Here is a 16,031-nt window from a genome sequence, read left to right as displayed (position 1 = left end):
AAAGTGTGAAACGGTTTTCCGTCCGGAATTGCGTCATTTCAAAGTCTTAGAGACCCGGCGGCGTGAAGTTCGCCAGACGCTCCTCGAGCTTGCGGATCGTATCGGCATCCGCGTTGGCAAAGGCGAAGCGCAGGTAGTTCTCCTGGCCCTCACCGAAGTAATCGCCCGGCAGGCAGACGACTCCGGCGAGTTTGGCCAGCTTCTCGGCGATGAACTGCGAGTCGATGTCGGGGAAGGGGTGGCGGACATAGGCGAAATAGGCGCCGACCGCCTGCAGCTTCCACTTCGGCAGGCGGCTCATCACATCCCTAAGCGCATCGGCGCGTGCGGAGATCTCGGCGCGGTTGGCCTGGCGCCATTCGGCAAGCGCCGGTATGGCCTTGGCGACGGCGGCTTGCGCGGAACGCGGTGCGCAGATCTGCAGGTTGTCCATGATCTTCGTCACCTGCTCGATGACGGCAGGGCCGGCGGTGATCGCACCGAGGCGATGGCCGGGAATGCAGAAGGACTTGGAGAAGCTGTAGAGGCCGATGAAGCTATCCTGCCAGCCTTCGGTTGCCAGAAGGCCGTGGGGTGCTGCGGAGGCATCGGGCAGGAAGTCGCGATAGGTCTCGTCGAGGATTAGCCAGACGCCCTTGGCACGGCAGGCTTCGTGGATGCGGGCGAGCAGCTCCGGCGGGTAGACGGCGCCGGTCGGATTGTTGGGCGAGACCAGCGCGAGCGCCCGGATGCCGGGGTGAAGTGCCGCGGCAATTGCATCGACCTCCGGCAGGAAGCCGGCGCCGGCATCGCAAGGTACGAGCTCGACATTGATGCCGAGCATCGACAGCGTCGTTTCCTGGTTGAAGTAATAGGGGTTGGTCATCAGGATCGTATCGCCCGCGCCGGCAATGGCCATTGCCGTGCAGATGAAGGCCTGGTTGCAGCCCGAGGTGATGTGGATGTTGTCGGCGGCGACCGCAGCACCATAGAGGCCGGCGACATGCGCCGCATAGGCCTCACGCAACTCCGCTTCGCCCTCGATCGCGCCATAGCCGGTGTAAGCGGTTGAGGCCGCAGCCTCACCGAGCCAGGCCAGCATGTCCGGATGGGCGGGATAGCCGGGCACTGCCTGCGACAGGTCGATCAGCGGGCCACGGGAGCCGTCGTAGGATTTCGCCCAGGCCAGCACCGAGGGCACGGGCGGCGGCGAGAGCTTTTCGACGAGCGGGTTGAAATGCGGCATGACGGGTGTTCCTGTGGGGTTAGGCCTTGGCTTTGCGTTTCTGCGGACGATCGGTGCGGCGAGCACGGCTCGGCGCCGAAACCGGCTGAAAACCGTTCTTCTCCGATTTACGATCTGTCGGCTCGGATTTCGAGGTGCGGCCGCGAATAATCGTGCGCGCCGATGTCTGCAGTTCCGGCATCGGGTCGCTTTCGAGTGTTTCGAACATCCAGTCGATGAAGATGCGCACGATCGGTGCCGCCAGCACCTCGTTGCGGCAGGCGACGAAGAAGGCGTCGTTGGCGGGCACCGTCAGGTCGAAAGGGGCGATCAGTTCGCCGCGCGCGATCAGGCTGCCGGCGGTAATCGTATCGCCGAGCGCGACGCCCTGGTTGTGCAGGGCCGCCTCTGTCGAAAGCCGTGCGTCACTCATGAAATGCTGCTGGCCGCGCTGCAGGTCGCTGGCATCCGCCGCCGCAAGCCAGGTGTTCCATTCGCGGCCATCGTCGCCATGCAGCATGACGTGGTCGCGCAGGTCGCGAACCGAGCGCAGTGGCCGCATGTTGAGCAGGGTCGGGCTGACGACAGGGAAAAGTTCGAGACGGCTCCAGAGCTTGGCCCAGGCGCCGGACCAGTTGCCGTCGCCATAGATCAGGCAGACGTCGACGTCGGGCGAGTGGAGATACGCCTCGTCGTTAGAGGCGATCAGCGTCAGACGCACGTCCGGATATTGCTCGGTGAAAAGATGCAGCCGCGGGATCAGCCAGAAGGAAAGCAGCGCCGGGACGCAGGTGATGCGCAGTTCGCCGCTCGTCGTCGGCCGCGTCATCGCTGCGGTCGCCGCCGCGATTTCGGCAAAGGCGTGGGTGACGGCCGGCAGCAGCAATGCCCCCTGCGGAGTCAGCTTCAGCCGCTTGCCGCCGCGTTCAAACAGCGCCGCCTTGACCGAGAGTTCGAGCGCGCGGATCTGGTGGCTGATCGCACCGTGGGTGACGTTGAGTTCACGCGCCGCGGCCGAAACGGAGCCCCGCCGCGCCGTCGCTTCGAAGGCGCGCAAGGGGTTGAGGGGAGGCAGGCGGCTGGACAAATCGGGGCGTTCCGGCGGTTGCTGTGATGTGAATTTTTCTCACACGAAACGCTATAACAATGTCAATTGATTTTCTAGGGGAATTGCCGCCTAATATTCATCAACAAAGGCGAAAACGCCTGGGGAACATGAACGCGCCGGACGAGCCGGCACCTTCCGCAGACAGATATCTGTGGCGCCTTCGCGCGCATGCCTCAGGCTATGGAAGACGGAGGATTGAATCGATGGCCTGGAACGACAACAAGCTTGCCGAACTGAAGGCAAAGTATGGCGAAAGCCATGGCGGCGAGCTGTTCGACCCGACCTTCCGCAAGGTCGCCGACAAGATCTTCAACAAGAGCGGCACACGTCTCGCGCCCTATTCCGGCATCCCGACCTTCCTGACGGCGCCGCACATGCCTGTTGACGCGGAGAACCCGGATTTCGGCAATCTGCAGGTGGCGATCGTCGGCATTCCCATGGATCTCGGCGTCACCAACCGTCCGGGCTCGCGCTTTGGACCGCGGGCGCTGCGCTCGATCGAGCGTATCGGCCCTTATAACCACGTGCTCGGCTGCACGCCGGTTCAAGAACTCCGCGTCGCGGATATCGGCGACGTGCCGTTCCAGAGCCGCTACCGGCTGGAACTCAGCCATGAGGACATCGAGAAGCGCATCAACCAGATCGTCGATGCCGGCGTGCTGCCGCTGTCGGTCGGCGGCGACCACTCGATCACCCACCCGATCCTGAAAGCGGTCGGCAAAAAGCGCCCGGTCGGTATGATCCACATCGACGCGCATTGCGACACCGGCGGCGCCTACGACCTCACCAAGTTCCACCATGGCGGTCCGTTCCGCAACGCGGTGCTCGACGGCGTGCTCGACCCGACCCGCGTCGTGCAGATCGGCATCCGCGGTTCGGCCGAATATCTCTGGGAGTTCTCCTACGAGTCCGGCATGACCGTCATCCATGCGGAGGAAGTGACCGGTCTCGGCATTCCCGCGATCATCGAGAAAGCGAAGAAGATCGTCGGCGACGGCCCGACCTATCTGTCCTTCGACATCGACAGCCTCGATCCATCCTTCGCGCCGGGTACCGGCACGCCGGAAGTCGGCGGTCTGACGACCCGCGAAGTGCTGGAATTGATCCGTGGCCTCAAGGGCATCAACCTCGTCGGCGGCGACGTCGTCGAAGTGGCGCCGCAATATGACTCGACCACCAACACGGCCCATGCGGGCGCGCAGGTGCTCTTCGAAATCCTGAGCCTCATGGTCTTCAGCCCGGCGATCACGGGCAAGTCCGCCTGAGGCCTGACTAAGGGTTCGTCGGCTGCCGGACCGGAAACGGCGGCCGACCACCAGACTGCACAATCACAAAGCTTCCGGGTAGGGGAATTACCATGACGATCCATGCAAAACTGAAGACAGCCTTCGCCGCCGCCCTGATGCTCGGGGCCGCCGCCGGCATCGCCAAGGCCGACGCGCTTGCCGATATCAAGTCCGCCGGCCAGATCAATGTCGGCATCTTCTCCGACTTCCCGCCGTTCTCCTCGGCCAGCGCCGACATGAGCATCAAGGGCTATGACGTCGACGTCGCGCAGCAGATCGCCGATGATCTCGGCGTCAAGCTCAACCTCGTCAGCGTCACAGGGCAGAACCGCATTCCTTATCTCAACGACAAGCGCGTCGACATCCTGATGAGCGTCGGCTTCTCCAAGGAGCGCGCCGAGGTGATCGATTTTGCCGCGGCTTACGCGCCTTACTACATCGCCGTCATCGGCCCGGCGGAACTGAAGGTTGCCGGCAAGGAAGACCTTGCCGAGAAGACCATCGCCGTCAATCGCGGCACGCTGGAAGACACCTCGCTTACCGAGGCGGCCCCGGCCAATGCCGACATCCAGCGCTTCGACAACTACAATGCTGTGATCCAGGCCTTCATCTCCGGCCAGACGCAACTGATGGTCGTCGGCAACGACGTCGGCGCCCAGGTGCTGGCCCGCCAGGAAGCGTTGAAACCGGAGCAGAAGTTCCAGCTTCTGACCTCGCCGTCGCATATCGGTCTCAACAAGAGCGAGGAAGGCCTGAAGAAGGCGGTCAACGACTCCGTTGCCAAAATGCTCTCGGACGGCAAGTTGAACGCGAGCTCGGAGGCCTGGCTGAAGACGCCGCTCAACCCCGACAACCTCAAGGACTAACAAGCTCGGTGGCCGCGGGGGGCAATCCCCTCGCGGCCCGCTTGAGGAAAGGTTGCGACGATGGGCTACGGCCTCAGCTTCGGTTGGCTCAAGGACGCCGCGGGCGCAATCGCCCATGGCGCGGCCATGACCGTGTTCCTGATCGCCTGCACCACGGTGCTTGGCATCCTGATCAGCATTCTCTTCGCCGCCGCTCGCCGCAGCCGTTATGGCGTCTTGCGCAAGGCGGTGGCCGTCTACGTCGAAGTCGTCAGGAACACGCCGTTCCTGGTGCAGCTGTTCTTCATCTATTTCGGCCTGCCGAGCCTCGGCATCCGACTCGACCCGATCGTCGCGGCAATAGTCGCAATGACGCTGAATATGGCGGCCTATACGACCGAGATCGTCGGTGCGGGTCTCGATGCTGTGCCGAAGGGGCAGAGCGAGGCGGCATTTGCGCTCGGGCTTAAGCCCCGCCAGGTCTTCGTCAAGATCATCCTGCCGCAGGCGCTGAAGGTGATTTTCCCGGCGCTCACCAGCCAGGTGATCATCATGATGCTGGAATCGGCGGTCGTCTCGCAGATCGCGGTGCGGGAGTTGGCGCATGAGGCGGACCTGCTGCAGGCGCGCACTTTCCGCTCATTCGAGACCTATTTCGTCGTCACGCTGATCTATCTCGGCCTGTCGATGGCGCTTCGGCGGCTGTTCGTCGCCGGCGGGCGCCGCGTGCTTGGAGCGGGCGTGTCATGATCGAGTTCACCTTCTGGGACATCCTGCGCAACCTGATCTTCGCTACGCGGTGGACGATCCTGCTGTCGATCGTCGCTTTTGCCGGCGGCGCAGCAGTGGGGCTTGCCGTCCTTGCAGCGCGCATTTCCGAGCGCCGTTGGGCGCGGCGCTTCGGCTCCGGCTACATCGCGCTCTTCCAGGGAACACCGCTCCTGATGCAGCTGTTCCTGATGTTCTTCGGCCTGCCGATGCTCGGTTTCCGCATCGAGCCGTGGACGGCGGCAGCCCTCGGATTGACCTTCTATGCCAGTGCCTATCTCGCCGAGATCTGGCGTGGCGGGGTCGAGGCACTGCCGCGCGGGCAGTGGGATGCCGGCGCGAGCCTCGGGCTGCACCGGTTGCAGGAACTGCGGCTCGTCATCCTGCCGCAGGCCTTCGCCATCACCCGGCCGGCCGCCGTCGGCTTCCTCGTGCAGCTCATCAAGAGCACGGCGCTGACCTCGATCATCGGCTTCGAAGAGCTTCTCAGAACCGCGAATGCGATCAATAATGCAACCTTCGAACCTTTCACGGTCTATGGGCTGGTCGCGGTGATCTTCTTCGTGCTGTGTTATCCGCTGACACAATATTCGCGCATGCTGGAGCGCAAAACAGCCGCGCACTGAGACTGAAAATGTGCAAGAAATCAAACAGAACAGGGAACAAGGCGGATCACCGCCGAAACAAAGGAGAACGCGAATGATCACCACTTCCATCAAGCGCCGCACGCTGCTCGGCGCCGGCCTTGCCGGTGCCTCCATGCTGGCGATGCCGTCGATCCTGCGCGCGCAGGACAAGTCGCTGAAGGTCGGCGTCTATGGCGGCTACTTCAAGGATTCGTTCGACAAGAACATCTTCCCGGAATTCACCAAAGCGACCGGCATTGCCGTCGAGTCGATCGCGGAACCGACCGGTGAAGCCTGGCTCGTCCAGCTCGAACAGGCCGCCCGCGCCGGCCAGGCCCCAGCCGACGTTTCGATGATGTCGCAGGTTGCGATGCTGAAGGGCCAGTCGACCGATCTCTGGACGCCACTCGATACCGCCAAGATCAAGAATGCCTCGAACCTACTTGATCGCTTCGTCAACAAGTATCCGGACGGACGCATTGCCGGCATCGGCGCTGTTTCCTGGTACATCACGCTGGTGACCAACACCGACGTCTACAAGGAAGCGCCGACCTCCTGGACCGCCTTCTGGGATCCGGCGAACGCCGACAAGCTCGGCCTGCTCGCGCTCGTCTCCAACTCGTTCCTGCTCGAAGTGACGGCCAAGACGTTCTTCGGCGGCACCAATGCGCTCGACACCGAAGAAGGCCTTCTCAAGGCGTTCGACAAGCTTGCCGAAGTGAAGCCCAACGTTCGCCTGTGGTACCGCGACGAGGCGCAGTTCGAGCAGTCGCTGAAGTCGGGCGAAATCCCGATGGGCCAGTACTATCACGACGTCACCGGCCTTGCTGCTGCCGACGGTCACCCGGTCCGCTCCACCTTCCCGAAGGAAGGCGGCATTCAGGATTCCGGTTGCTGGGCACTGTCGCGTGCCTCGCAGAAGTCCGAGGAAGCCCATATCTTCATCGACTACATGTGCCAACCCTCGGTCCAGGCGACGCTGTCGCGCAAGGTCGGAACGTCGCCGACCGTCAAGCGCGAGGTTACGGATCTGACCGACAAGGAATTCGCAGCCGTCTCGTCGGATATCGAGCCGATCATTCCGCGCTACGATCTCTACCAGACCAAGTCGGATTGGCTGAACCAGAAGTGGACCGAGCTGATCGTCGGCTGATCCGGCCAGCTCCCCGGCCTCCGGGGAGAGCCACAAGCATAACGACGGGGAGGGGCCTTGCAGCCGCTCCCCGCCTGAAACCCTCCCATGAGGCGGAGGGGACCATCCTCGCGGAGAAACAATGTCCGGACTTGCCCTTCAAAACGTCGTCAAGGAATTCGGAGCCTTCAGGGCCGTCAACAATGTCGATCTGACGGTGCCGCACGGCACCTTCGTCTGCATGCTCGGACCATCTGGCTGCGGCAAGACCACGCTGCTGCGCATGATCGCCGGGCTTGATCTGCCGACCGGCGGTGCGATCCGGCTCGACGGCGAGGACATCACCCGGGTTCCGACGCACAAGCGCAACCTCGGCATGGTGTTCCAGTCGCTGGCGCTGTTTCCGCACCTGACCGTCGGCGAAAACATCGCCTACCCCCTGCGCATCCGCGGTGCGGCAAAAGAAGACCAGAAGAAGCGCGTCGACGAGCTTCTGTCGATGATCCATCTCTCGGGCTATGCCGACCGGCCGGTCGCCAAGCTGTCCGGCGGCCAGCGCCAGCGCGTGGCGATCGCCCGCGCGCTGTCGATCTCGCCGAAACTGTTCCTGCTCGACGAACCGCTTTCGGCACTCGACGCGAAGCTGCGCGAGGCGATGCAGGTAGAACTGCGCCAGTTGCAGCAGAAGCTGGGCATCACCACCATCGTCGTTACCCACGACCAGCGCGAAGCGATGACCATGGCCGACACCGTCGTCGTCATGAGCGGCGGCGAGATCCGCCAGGCTGCGTCGCCGATCGAAATCTATCGCCGCCCGGCCGACAGCTTTGTCGCCGACTTCATCGGCCAGACCAACCTGCTCGACGTTCAGGCCGACAGTGCCGGCCGCGCGGAAGTGCTCGGTCATGTCGTCCCCGGCCTCGCCCTGCCTGCGGGCGCCAACAAGGGTACGCTGTCGGTTCGCCCGGAAGACGTGCACCTGACGGCGCCCGGCGCCGGGGCGCTCACCGGCAAGGTCACCTTCGTGCGCGATCTCGGCGGCACGATCGAAACCTTCGTCGATATCGCGGGACACCAGATTGTCGCCGTCTCGACGCCGCGCGCCCGGCCCGACGTTTCGGTCGGCCAGGAAGTCGGCATAGCGCTCACTCCGGATGTCTGCGTGGTGCTGAAGAAATGAGACGCGAACCGCCCCAAACCCTTGGCGACTACCTGCCGCTCCTCTTTCCGGCGGCCATGCTGACGATCTTCTTCGTCGTGCCCTTCGGCACGATGATCGCCGTCAGCTTCTTCCAGCGCCAGCAGGGCGGCTTCTACACGCCGGCCTTCGTCTTCGACAATTACGCCCGCTTCCTCTCGGTCTTTTTCGGCGGTGTGCTCGGCTTTTCGCTGATGCTCGCCGTCATCGTGGCGATCTGCTGCGTCGTGCTCGCCTTGCCCTTCACCTACATGCTGACGCGCATGGCGCGGAAGGTACAGGTCGTGTGGCTGGTGGCGCTCCTGTCGATCCTGTCGCTCTCGGAAGTCATCATCGGCTTTGCCTGGTCGACGCTGTTTTCGCGCACCGCAGGGATCACCAACATCCTCGTTGCGCTCGGCATCATGGAGCAGGCCAAGGCCTTGACGCCGAGCTTCGGCGCGGTCTTGACCGGCATGGTCTATCAGGCCTTCCCCTATACGGTGCTCGTACTCTTCCCGGCGCTCGTGCGTCTCGATCCGACCCTGACGGAAGCCGCGCGCACGCTCGGCGCCTCGCCGCTCAAAGCCTTCTTCACCGTGGTCGTGCCGGCGCTGCGCAACACCATCACCGCCACCTTGATCATGGTCTTCATCTTCGCGCTCGGCTCCTATCTGTTGCCGCAGCTTCTCGGCCGGCCGCAGCACTGGACGCTGTCGGTGCTGATCACCGACCAGGCGATCTACCAGTCGAACATGCCGTTTGCCGCCGCCATGGCCGTGTTCCTCGTGCTGGTCACGCTCGGGCTCGTGGCGCTCACCGTGATTGCCGGACGCAAGGGAGAAGCGGCATGACCTCGATCTTCCGCAAGGCCTACTTCTTCCTGATCGGCCTGTTCCTGTCGCTGCCGCTGATCGTCGTTGCCGGCGTCTCGGTCAACCAGAAGCAGACGCTCGCCTTTCCGCCGCAGGGCTTTTCGCTCTCCTGGTATGGCGAGATCTTCCTCAATCCGGAATGGCGCAACGCGCTCTTTGCCTCGGTGACGCTGGCGGTGCTTTCGGCGGCGCTTGCGGTGGCGATCGCGCTGCCGCTCTCCTGGTTCCTGTGGCGGCGGATCGCGCCGTGGGCGAACATTTTCCAGCTTCTCGGTGTCGCGCCGTTCACGCTGCCGCCCGTCATCACCGCGCTCGGCATGCTCACCTTTTGGGCGACGGTCGGTTTCTACGGCCAGCCGTGGACGGCCGTCGTCAGCCACGCAATCTTCTTCGTGACGCTGCCGCTGGTGACGTTGTCGCTCGGTTTCACCTCGATCGACCGCTCGCTGGTCGAGGCCGCCTCGACCATGGGGGCGGATGAGCGCACGATCTTCCGCACCGTCGTGCTGCCGCTGATTCTGCCCTATATCGTGTCGGGCTACGCCTTCGCCTTCGTGCTGTCGCTCAACGAATACATCGTTGCCTACATGACGGTTGGCTTCACGGTGGAAACGCTGCCGATCAAGATCTTCAATGCGCTGCGCTACGGCTATACGCCGACCATGGCGTCGGTGACGGTACTCTTCGTCACGACCGCCGCGGTGATCTTCAGCCTCGTTGCCCGTTTCGGCGACCTGCCGAAGCTGCTTGGCGCCATGTCGTCGGATGGAAAATGATGAAGCTCGCCGCCCTCCAGATGCAATCGGCGGCGGGTGACGTCGCCGCCAATCTTGACCGCATTGCCCGTGCCGCGGCGGAAGCTGCAGGACAAGGGGCGACGCTGCTTTTGACGCCCGAACTCGGCGTCACCGGCTATGGCGCCGGCGAGGCGTTGACAGCGCTCGCCGAGGCGCCGGATGGCGCGATCGTTCAGCGCCTCAAGGCGATTTCCGCTGAGACGGGCATTGCGCTCATCGCCGGCTTTGCCGAGCGCGACGGCGACGACGTCTATAACAGCGCCGTCTATGTCGATGGCGATGCCGCGCCGGTCGTCTACCGCAAGTCCCATCTCTACGGCGACTATGAGCGTTCGATCTTCCGCGCGCCGGAGCCGTCGACGCGGCTCTTCACACATCGTGGCGTCACCTGCGGCATGCTGATCTGCTACGACGTCGAGTTTCCGGAGAATGTGCGGCGGCTGGCGCTCGCCGGCGCCGAGGCCGTGCTGGTGCCGACGGCGCTGCCGGCGGGCTGGTCCGGCGATTTCATCGCCGAGCACATGATCCAGACGCGCGCCTTCGAGAACCAGGTGTTCGTCGCCTACATCAACCATTGTGGTTCGGACTCGCTGTTCTCCTTCGCCGGGCTGTCGCGCATTGCAGCACCCGACGGGCAGTTGCTCGCCAAGGCGGGGTCTGGGCAGGAAGCCGTGCTCCTCGTCGACATCGACCCCAAGGCCTACGCAATCTCCCGCCTTGAAAACACCTATCTCGGCGATCTCAATCGCCGCTGAGCGCGCCTCGATCGCCGTTGCGCCTCAGCGATGGCAGCGCGGACGGGCCGTTTGTTGTCACCTGAGGAGAACGTTCTGTTCTCTATTGGTCTACTGTCGGAAACGATGCGGCATCCCATATTGGGCTCAACAGCAATGCCAACGCATTGGAGGCAATCATGAGCTTGCAACTGACTGGGATCCATCACCTGACGGCGATCACCGCCAACGCACCGGAAAACCTGCGCTTCTACACCGAGACGCTCGGGCTGCGGCTGGTCAAGAAAACCGTCAACCAGGACGACACCACCGCCTATCACCTCTTCTATGCCGACGGGCGCGCCACGCCCGGCACGGACTTGACCTTCTTCGACTGGCCGGTCGGGCCGGAAGGGCGCGGCACGCACAGCATTTCGCGCACGGGTCTGAGGGTCGGCAGCGCCGAAACCGTTCGCTGGTGGAAGGACCGCTTCGACGAACTCAAGGTCACGAGTGGAGAGGTCACGGAGATCGATGGCCGCACCGCGCTTGATTTCGAGGATGGCGAAGGCCAACGTTTCCGGCTGGTCGACGACGGCGGGCTTGCGCCCTCACACCCCTGGGAAAAGAGCCCGGTGCCGGCCGAGCGCCAGATCAAGGGCCTCGGACCGATCACCATCAGCGTGCCTGACATCACGAACACCGAACTCGTCCTGACGCATGTGATGAACATGAGCAAGGCCCGCACCTATCCGTCGCCGGACGGCGAGGGGGAAGTCAACGTCTTCACCATGGGCGAGGGCGGTCCTGCGGCCGAACTGCACGTGGCCGTCCAACCGGGATTGCCGATCGCGCGTCAGGGCGCCGGTGCCGTGCACCACGTCGCCTTCCGGGCGCCTGATAATGCGGCGCTGACGGAGTGGACGGAACGGCTTAACGGCTTCCGTCTGCCGTCGAGCGGCGAGGTCGAGCGCTATTATTTCCGCTCGCTCTATTTCCGCGAGCCGAACGGCGTCCTCTTCGAGATCGCGACCGATGGTCCCGGTTTTGCCGTCGACGAGCCGATGGAAACGCTCGGTGAGAGCCTGTCTCTGCCGCCGTTCCTGGAGCCGAAGCGCGCGCAGATCGAGGCCCGGCTGAAGCCGCTCGTCTAACGGTCTGATCCCAACGAAAAGCCGGGGCTCGTCCCCGGCTTTTTTGTCTCTATCCCTCTGATCCCGTTGGACATCGGTTCCGCGCGGACCCATCATGACAGCTGTTGCGTTGCCTATGTCGATGGCATCCCGCCTCGCGCTTCGAGGCGCGCCCGCAAGGACTTGGAAAAGGACCAGACCTCATGACAAAAATCCTCGGCATTTCCGGGAGCCTGCGCAAGGCGTCGTTCAACACCGGCCTGATGCGGGCGGCCGCGGAAAACCCGCCTGGTGGCGTCGAATTCGACACCGCGACGCTGCACGGAATTCCGCTCTATGACGGCGATGTCGAAAAGGAGAGCGGCATTCCGGACGCCGTGACGGCGCTGAAGCAAAAGGTGATGGCTGCCGACGGCGTCATCCTGTTCACGCCGGAATACAACAACTCCATCCCCGGCGTGTTCAAGAACGCGATCGACTGGATGAGCCGGCCTTCCGCCGATATCGCCAAGGTGTTTCGCGGTCGGCCCTTTGCGCTTGCCGGCAGCTCGCCCGGCAATTTCGGCACCATTCTCAGCCAGAACGCCTGGCTGCCCGTCATGCGCACGCTCGGCGCCGAGCTCTGGTCCGGCAAGCGCCTGATGCTGCCCAAGGCGGATACGCTTTTCGATGAGGCGGGGACGCTGACGGACACGGACGCCCGCGACCGGCTCGCCGCCTTCGTCAAGGCATTTGCGGATTTTCCGGCGCTGAGGGAGCGCGGTAGTCTGCCGACACAGTGAGGCGCTAAGGCTGCCCCGGACATCGCGGACAGGACTGGGTATGGATGCTCGGGCAAAGCCCAAGCATGAGGGTGAGGGAGCGAGCGCTGTTGGATTTCTCGAAAGCATTCGCCGAAACGACCTCAGAAACGCTTAGAGGCCCTTATCCTGCAGCCATTGCTGGATAGCCGCGATATCTGGCGCGCCGATCTCGTGGCCCATGTCGAGGTCGACCGCGGTCAGATCCGCGCGCGTGCGGACGAGCTCTTCCCTGAGGCGTGGAGCGAAGTCGCCGTAGCTGTCGTGCTTGCCGGTCAGGAGCAGCACCTTCGTACCCGAGAGATCCGGCGGCGGCACGTCGTCGAGGACGAGCATTGAGCGCATCAGTACGACATTGCGCACGAGCCCCGGATACAACAGCATCAGGGCCACCAGAAGATTGGCGCCGTTGGAGTAGCCGATGAAAACCGTCTTCTCCAGATCGATGCGGTAGCCGTCGCGGGCACCCTCGACGAAGGCAGCAAAGGCCTCGGCTTCCGACCGCACGTCCTTCTGGTCGAAGGTCGTCGGCGAATAGCGCCGGAACCAGCGCGGCGTTCCCTCCTCGTTCGACCGGCCGCGAATGCCGACAAGCGTCGCCTGCCTGTCGACCTGATGGGCGAGGTGGAGAAGCTGCGTTTCGTTGGCGCCGCTGCCGTGCAAGAGCATGAAGGTGCGGTCATCCAGCACGCCAGGGTGATAGAAGCGGTGCACGAAGGGCAGGTCGCGCTCGGTCAGCCGCGGTTCTCCCGGCAGGGCGAACTGCGGCATGGCCAGCAGCATTTCTTCGCGCGCGGCGCTGAAATGCGCCGGCACGAAGAGTTCGGTGCCGAGTGTTTCCTTCGGTTCGTCGACGGTGAAGCCGGGCACGTCGCTGGCCAGTTCGTAGAGCGACCCACCGGGTTCGCGGACGTAGAGCGAATAGAAGTATTTGCGGTCATGCGCATTGATCGCGCCCGCGCCATCCCGTTGCAGGTCCTCGTGCACCCGTTCCACGGCGGCTCGGTCGGGCGCGCGGAAGGCGATGTGATCGATCGTTCCGGTTCCGGGGGCAGACGTCCAGAAGCCGCTTGCATTGCGCACGTCGATGGTGTCGCCGGAGGCGGAGGTGAGCCGCCGGATCGCGTCGGTTGCGCCGGTTTCCGTATAACCGAAATGGGACGTCAGGAAGCGAACGGAATCCTCCGGCTTTTCCGTGAGGATCGTGGCGCCACGCAGGCGGCGGATGGCGTCTTCCGCCGGGATATCGCGCGGGCTCCAGGGGGCCGCACCCGAAACCAACTCGGTGCCGACGAGCTTGACGATGACACCGTCCGGATCCTTGAGCCGCAGCACCGGCTCACCGAACTCCTGCGCTGGCCCTGACGTGGCGATGTTGAACTGCAGCGCGCGGGTCAGCCAGAAGCCGATACTCTCCGGCCGGATGGCAAACGCGATTTCGCTCGGCTGGCCATGGCCCACGCGGCCGCGGCCGCCGTCTTCCCACATCAGGAAGGTCACGAGCGAACCCGGCGAACCCTCGGCGTCGCCGTAAAAAAGGTGCAGCTGGTTGGCGTCCTCATAGCCGCCCGTCCGCTTGACGAGGCGCAAGCCAAGAAAGCCGACATAGAAGTCGACGTTTGCCTGGACCTTCCGGGCAATCAGGGTGATGTGATGGATGCCGCTCGTCATTCTTAGTCCCTCATTATCGTCGTCCCACAAAACACGATGTGTCCCGCCAGCACCAGAAGGGTCGCCGAGAACGCAGTGTCAACGTAGGAGGATCAATCGCCATCCTTGTCGAGGAATGCCTTGAAGGCATCCGCATATTTCGGATGCCAGCGCGACAGCGGCGGCCGGTTCGCGACGATGTCGCCGGCGGCCCACAGGATACGCCGTTCGTCGGTCGCGCGTGGCACGTCGTTATCAGGGCAGAGGATGTAGAAATCCCCGCGCGCCAGGCTCTCCATCATGAAGTCTACCGTCTGTTCCGACGTCCAGGCGCCGGCGGGCTTTTCCGTGCGGCCGCCAGCCGTCAGCCCGGTGTAGACGAAACCGGGGATCAGCAGGTGCGCGTGGACCTGGCTTCCGGCGGTGTTGCGCAGCTCGTGCTCCAGCGCCTCGGTAAAGACCTTCACGGCCGCCTTGGAGACGTTGTAGGCCGGGTCGCCGGGCGGCGTGGTGATGCCCTGTTTCGAGCCGGTGTTGATGATGACGGCCGGTTTGCCGTGGGCGATCATCCGGGATGCAAAGACGCGCGAACCGTTGATGACGCCCCAGAGATTGACCCCGAGCGTCGCCTCCCAGGCGGCCAAGGGGCCGAGGATCGCGCTACCGGGCTGAATGCCGGCATTGTTCATGAGCACATGCACGTCGCCGAGCCGCTGATGCACCTCCCGCTCGAGCGCTTCCAGCGTGTCGAGCCGCGAGACGTCTGTCGCGATGGCCGTGACGTGCCGCGCCCCGCCGGGCGAGGCGGCTGCGACTTCGGCGGCCGCCTTCTCCAGCTTGTCGCCCGCGAGGTCGGTGAGCACGACGTACATGCCGAGCGTCGCGAAGTGTCTGGCGGCCGCAATGCCGATGCCGGAAGCAGCACCGGTAACGACAGCGACATTGCCGGGGGCGAAGGCAGGGTGGGACATGGTGAAGCTCCTGTGGCGGGGTCGAGTGCAAGAGATAGGGCGCGAAGGGCTGGCTGTCCATGATCATGGCAACGATGGCGCTTCGGAAAACCAAGTGTTTTCAGGGTTGTATCTTGTCACCTGCGATGCCGGCGCTACTTGCAGTTTTGGACGCAAATGCCTGAACGAACGCATGCGGTGGATGGAACGATGAACGAAATGACAGCCCGCAACGAAAAGCGCACCCCTTGCGAAAGCTGTCCCTTGCGCAAGCTCGATCATTTTCGTGCCTTTACCGGCGAAGAACTTGCCTTCGTTTCGCAGTTCAAGACTGGCGAACTGGCGGTCGATGGTGGCGCGACCATACTCGTCGAAGGCGCGCACAGTGCGCACCTTTTCACCGTGCTTTCCGGCTGGGGCTTCCGCTACAAAATGCTCGATGACGGCCGCCGCCAGATCCTCAACTATGTGATGCCCGGCGATCTGATCGGACTGCAGGGCAGCCTGATGGGGGAGATGCAGCATTCGATCGAAGCGCTGTCGCCCGTCACTCTGTGCGTCTTCGAGCGCGGCAAGCTCAACCGCCTGTTCGAGAACTACCCTGAGCTTGCCTATGATCTCACCTGGATCGCTGCACGCGAGGAGCGCATTCTGGATGAAAACCTCTTGAGCATCGGCCGCCGATCCGCGCTGGAGCGGGCGGCCTATCTCATCGCCTTCCTCTATCAGCGGGCGGAGGTACTCGACCTCTTCAGCAACAGCCGCGTCGCCATTCCGATCAGCCAGCAGCATGTGGCCGACACGCTGGGTCTTTCGATCGTTCACACCAACAAGACTTTGAAGAAACTTGCCGAACGGGGCCTGATCCGCTGGGCGGAGAAGGGCTGCAATGTCCGCGACATCGACGGCCTGCTCGCGGTTTCAGGCTGGGAAGGGCTCCGCGAACCCAAGCGGCCGTTCATCTGAC

Annotated in this window: 16 protein-coding genes; 12 read left to right on the top strand and 4 right to left on the bottom strand. The window is 63.7% G+C overall.

Annotated features, from left to right (window positions below; genetic code table 11):
• Positions 1-46: 46 nt before the first annotated feature.
• Together BLU15_RS22790 and BLU15_RS22785 are read right to left on the bottom strand one after the other, a co-directional pair.
• Positions 47-1,225 (bottom strand): aminotransferase, encoded by a 1,179-nt coding sequence (locus BLU15_RS22790; RefSeq protein ID WP_090298268.1) that lies wholly within the window; start codon positions 1,223-1,225, stop codon positions 47-49.
• Between the two features lie 19 nt (positions 1,226-1,244).
• Complete coding sequence (locus tag BLU15_RS22785; protein ID WP_090298265.1) at positions 1,245-2,291, bottom strand: LysR substrate-binding domain-containing protein; 1,047 nt, start codon at positions 2,289-2,291, stop codon at positions 1,245-1,247.
• Between the two features lie 224 nt (positions 2,292-2,515).
• On the opposite strand from BLU15_RS22785, the gene speB reads away from it, so the two are divergent.
• The 11 genes from speB (at position 2,516) to BLU15_RS22730 (ending at position 12,446) form a co-directional block, all read left to right on the top strand.
• Positions 2,516-3,577 (top strand): agmatinase, encoded by a 1,062-nt coding sequence (gene speB / locus BLU15_RS22780; RefSeq protein WP_034798870.1) that lies wholly within the window; start codon positions 2,516-2,518, stop codon positions 3,575-3,577.
• A 92-nt stretch (positions 3,578-3,669) separates the two neighbouring features.
• A complete protein-coding gene (locus BLU15_RS22775) occupies positions 3,670-4,464 on the top strand; it encodes a transporter substrate-binding domain-containing protein (protein ID WP_034798868.1) in 795 nt (264 codons plus the stop codon).
• Positions 4,465-4,524: 60 nt separating this feature from the next.
• Positions 4,525-5,193: an amino acid ABC transporter permease gene (locus BLU15_RS22770; protein WP_034798866.1), complete on the top strand. Its 669-nt coding sequence runs from the start codon at positions 4,525-4,527 to the stop codon at positions 5,191-5,193.
• Positions 5,190-5,837 carry an amino acid ABC transporter permease gene (locus BLU15_RS22765; protein WP_034798864.1) on the top strand — a complete coding sequence of 216 codons (648 nt, stop codon included), beginning with the start codon at positions 5,190-5,192 and terminating at the stop codon, positions 5,835-5,837. Before BLU15_RS22770 ends, BLU15_RS22765 begins: the two co-directional genes overlap by 4 nt.
• Positions 5,838-5,910: 73 nt before the next feature.
• Positions 5,911-6,990: an ABC transporter substrate-binding protein gene (locus tag BLU15_RS22760; protein ID WP_090298263.1), complete on the top strand. Its 1,080-nt coding sequence runs from the start codon at positions 5,911-5,913 to the stop codon at positions 6,988-6,990.
• A gap of 121 nt (positions 6,991-7,111) precedes the next feature.
• The gene (locus tag BLU15_RS22755; protein WP_060520343.1) at positions 7,112-8,149 is read left to right on the top strand and encodes an ABC transporter ATP-binding protein; all 1,038 of its coding nucleotides are present in this window, start codon (positions 7,112-7,114) and stop codon (positions 8,147-8,149) included.
• The gene (locus BLU15_RS22750) at positions 8,146-9,000 is read left to right on the top strand and encodes an ABC transporter permease (protein WP_034798859.1); all 855 of its coding nucleotides are present in this window, start codon (positions 8,146-8,148) and stop codon (positions 8,998-9,000) included. The genes BLU15_RS22755 and BLU15_RS22750 overlap by 4 nt, the downstream gene beginning before the upstream one ends.
• Positions 8,997-9,797, top strand: coding sequence for an ABC transporter permease (locus BLU15_RS22745; protein ID WP_034798857.1), 801 nt, complete (start codon positions 8,997-8,999; stop codon positions 9,795-9,797). The genes BLU15_RS22750 and BLU15_RS22745 overlap by 4 nt, the downstream gene beginning before the upstream one ends.
• The gene (locus BLU15_RS22740; RefSeq protein ID WP_090298259.1) at positions 9,794-10,573 is read left to right on the top strand and encodes a carbon-nitrogen hydrolase family protein; all 780 of its coding nucleotides are present in this window, start codon (positions 9,794-9,796) and stop codon (positions 10,571-10,573) included. The genes BLU15_RS22745 and BLU15_RS22740 overlap by 4 nt, the downstream gene beginning before the upstream one ends.
• Before the next feature lie 158 nt (positions 10,574-10,731).
• Complete coding sequence (locus BLU15_RS22735) at positions 10,732-11,685, top strand: ring-cleaving dioxygenase (RefSeq protein WP_060583000.1); 954 nt, start codon at positions 10,732-10,734, stop codon at positions 11,683-11,685.
• A gap of 182 nt (positions 11,686-11,867) precedes the next feature.
• Complete coding sequence (locus BLU15_RS22730; protein WP_090298256.1) at positions 11,868-12,446, top strand: NADPH-dependent FMN reductase; 579 nt, start codon at positions 11,868-11,870, stop codon at positions 12,444-12,446.
• 132 nt (positions 12,447-12,578) lie between these two features.
• Here the strand turns inward: BLU15_RS22730 and BLU15_RS22725 are convergent, their stop codons facing one another.
• Entirely contained in the window at positions 12,579-14,135 is a 1,557-nt protein-coding gene (locus BLU15_RS22725) for a VOC family protein (protein WP_060583001.1), read from the bottom strand.
• A 92-nt stretch (positions 14,136-14,227) separates the two neighbouring features.
• On the bottom strand, positions 14,228-15,085 hold the full coding sequence (locus tag BLU15_RS22720; protein WP_090298253.1) for an SDR family NAD(P)-dependent oxidoreductase: 858 nt from the start codon (positions 15,083-15,085) through the stop codon (positions 14,228-14,230).
• 189 nt (positions 15,086-15,274) lie between these two features.
• Between BLU15_RS22720 and BLU15_RS22715 the strand changes: the two genes are divergently transcribed.
• On the top strand, positions 15,275-16,030 hold the full coding sequence (locus tag BLU15_RS22715; RefSeq protein WP_034798848.1) for a Crp/Fnr family transcriptional regulator: 756 nt from the start codon (positions 15,275-15,277) through the stop codon (positions 16,028-16,030).
• The last annotated feature ends 1 nt before the right edge of the window (position 16,031 follow it).

Origin of the sequence: Ensifer sp. YR511 (assembly GCF_900103045.1) — a bacterium.
Classification (GTDB): domain Bacteria; phylum Pseudomonadota; class Alphaproteobacteria; order Rhizobiales; family Rhizobiaceae; genus Ensifer; species Ensifer adhaerens.
Note: the sequence above shows the minus strand (reverse complement) of the source record. Positions and strands in the feature narration are given on the sequence as shown.

Bases quoted from the DNA above. Each gene is read 5' to 3' on its own strand.
- BLU15_RS22790 (WP_090298268.1), bottom strand. From the start codon at position 1,225: ATGCCGCATTTCAACCCGCTCGTCGAAAAGCTCTCGCCGCCGCCCGTG.
- speB (WP_034798870.1), top strand. From the start codon at position 2,516: ATGGCCTGGAACGACAACAAGCTTGCCGAACTGAAGGCAAAGTATGGC.
- BLU15_RS22775 (WP_034798868.1), top strand. From the start codon at position 3,670: ATGACGATCCATGCAAAACTGAAGACAGCCTTCGCCGCCGCCCTGATG.
- BLU15_RS22770 (WP_034798866.1), top strand. From the start codon at position 4,525: ATGGGCTACGGCCTCAGCTTCGGTTGGCTCAAGGACGCCGCGGGCGCA.
- BLU15_RS22765 (WP_034798864.1), top strand. From the start codon at position 5,190: ATGATCGAGTTCACCTTCTGGGACATCCTGCGCAACCTGATCTTCGCT.
- BLU15_RS22760 (WP_090298263.1), top strand. From the start codon at position 5,911: ATGATCACCACTTCCATCAAGCGCCGCACGCTGCTCGGCGCCGGCCTT.
- BLU15_RS22755 (WP_060520343.1), top strand. From the start codon at position 7,112: ATGTCCGGACTTGCCCTTCAAAACGTCGTCAAGGAATTCGGAGCCTTC.
- BLU15_RS22750 (WP_034798859.1), top strand. From the start codon at position 8,146: ATGAGACGCGAACCGCCCCAAACCCTTGGCGACTACCTGCCGCTCCTC.
- BLU15_RS22745 (WP_034798857.1), top strand. From the start codon at position 8,997: ATGACCTCGATCTTCCGCAAGGCCTACTTCTTCCTGATCGGCCTGTTC.
- BLU15_RS22740 (WP_090298259.1), top strand. From the start codon at position 9,794: ATGATGAAGCTCGCCGCCCTCCAGATGCAATCGGCGGCGGGTGACGTC.
- BLU15_RS22735 (WP_060583000.1), top strand. From the start codon at position 10,732: ATGAGCTTGCAACTGACTGGGATCCATCACCTGACGGCGATCACCGCC.
- BLU15_RS22730 (WP_090298256.1), top strand. From the start codon at position 11,868: ATGACAAAAATCCTCGGCATTTCCGGGAGCCTGCGCAAGGCGTCGTTC.
- BLU15_RS22725 (WP_060583001.1), bottom strand. From the start codon at position 14,135: ATGACGAGCGGCATCCATCACATCACCCTGATTGCCCGGAAGGTCCAG.
- BLU15_RS22720 (WP_090298253.1), bottom strand. From the start codon at position 15,085: ATGTCCCACCCTGCCTTCGCCCCCGGCAATGTCGCTGTCGTTACCGGT.
- BLU15_RS22715 (WP_034798848.1), top strand. From the start codon at position 15,275: ATGAACGAAATGACAGCCCGCAACGAAAAGCGCACCCCTTGCGAAAGC.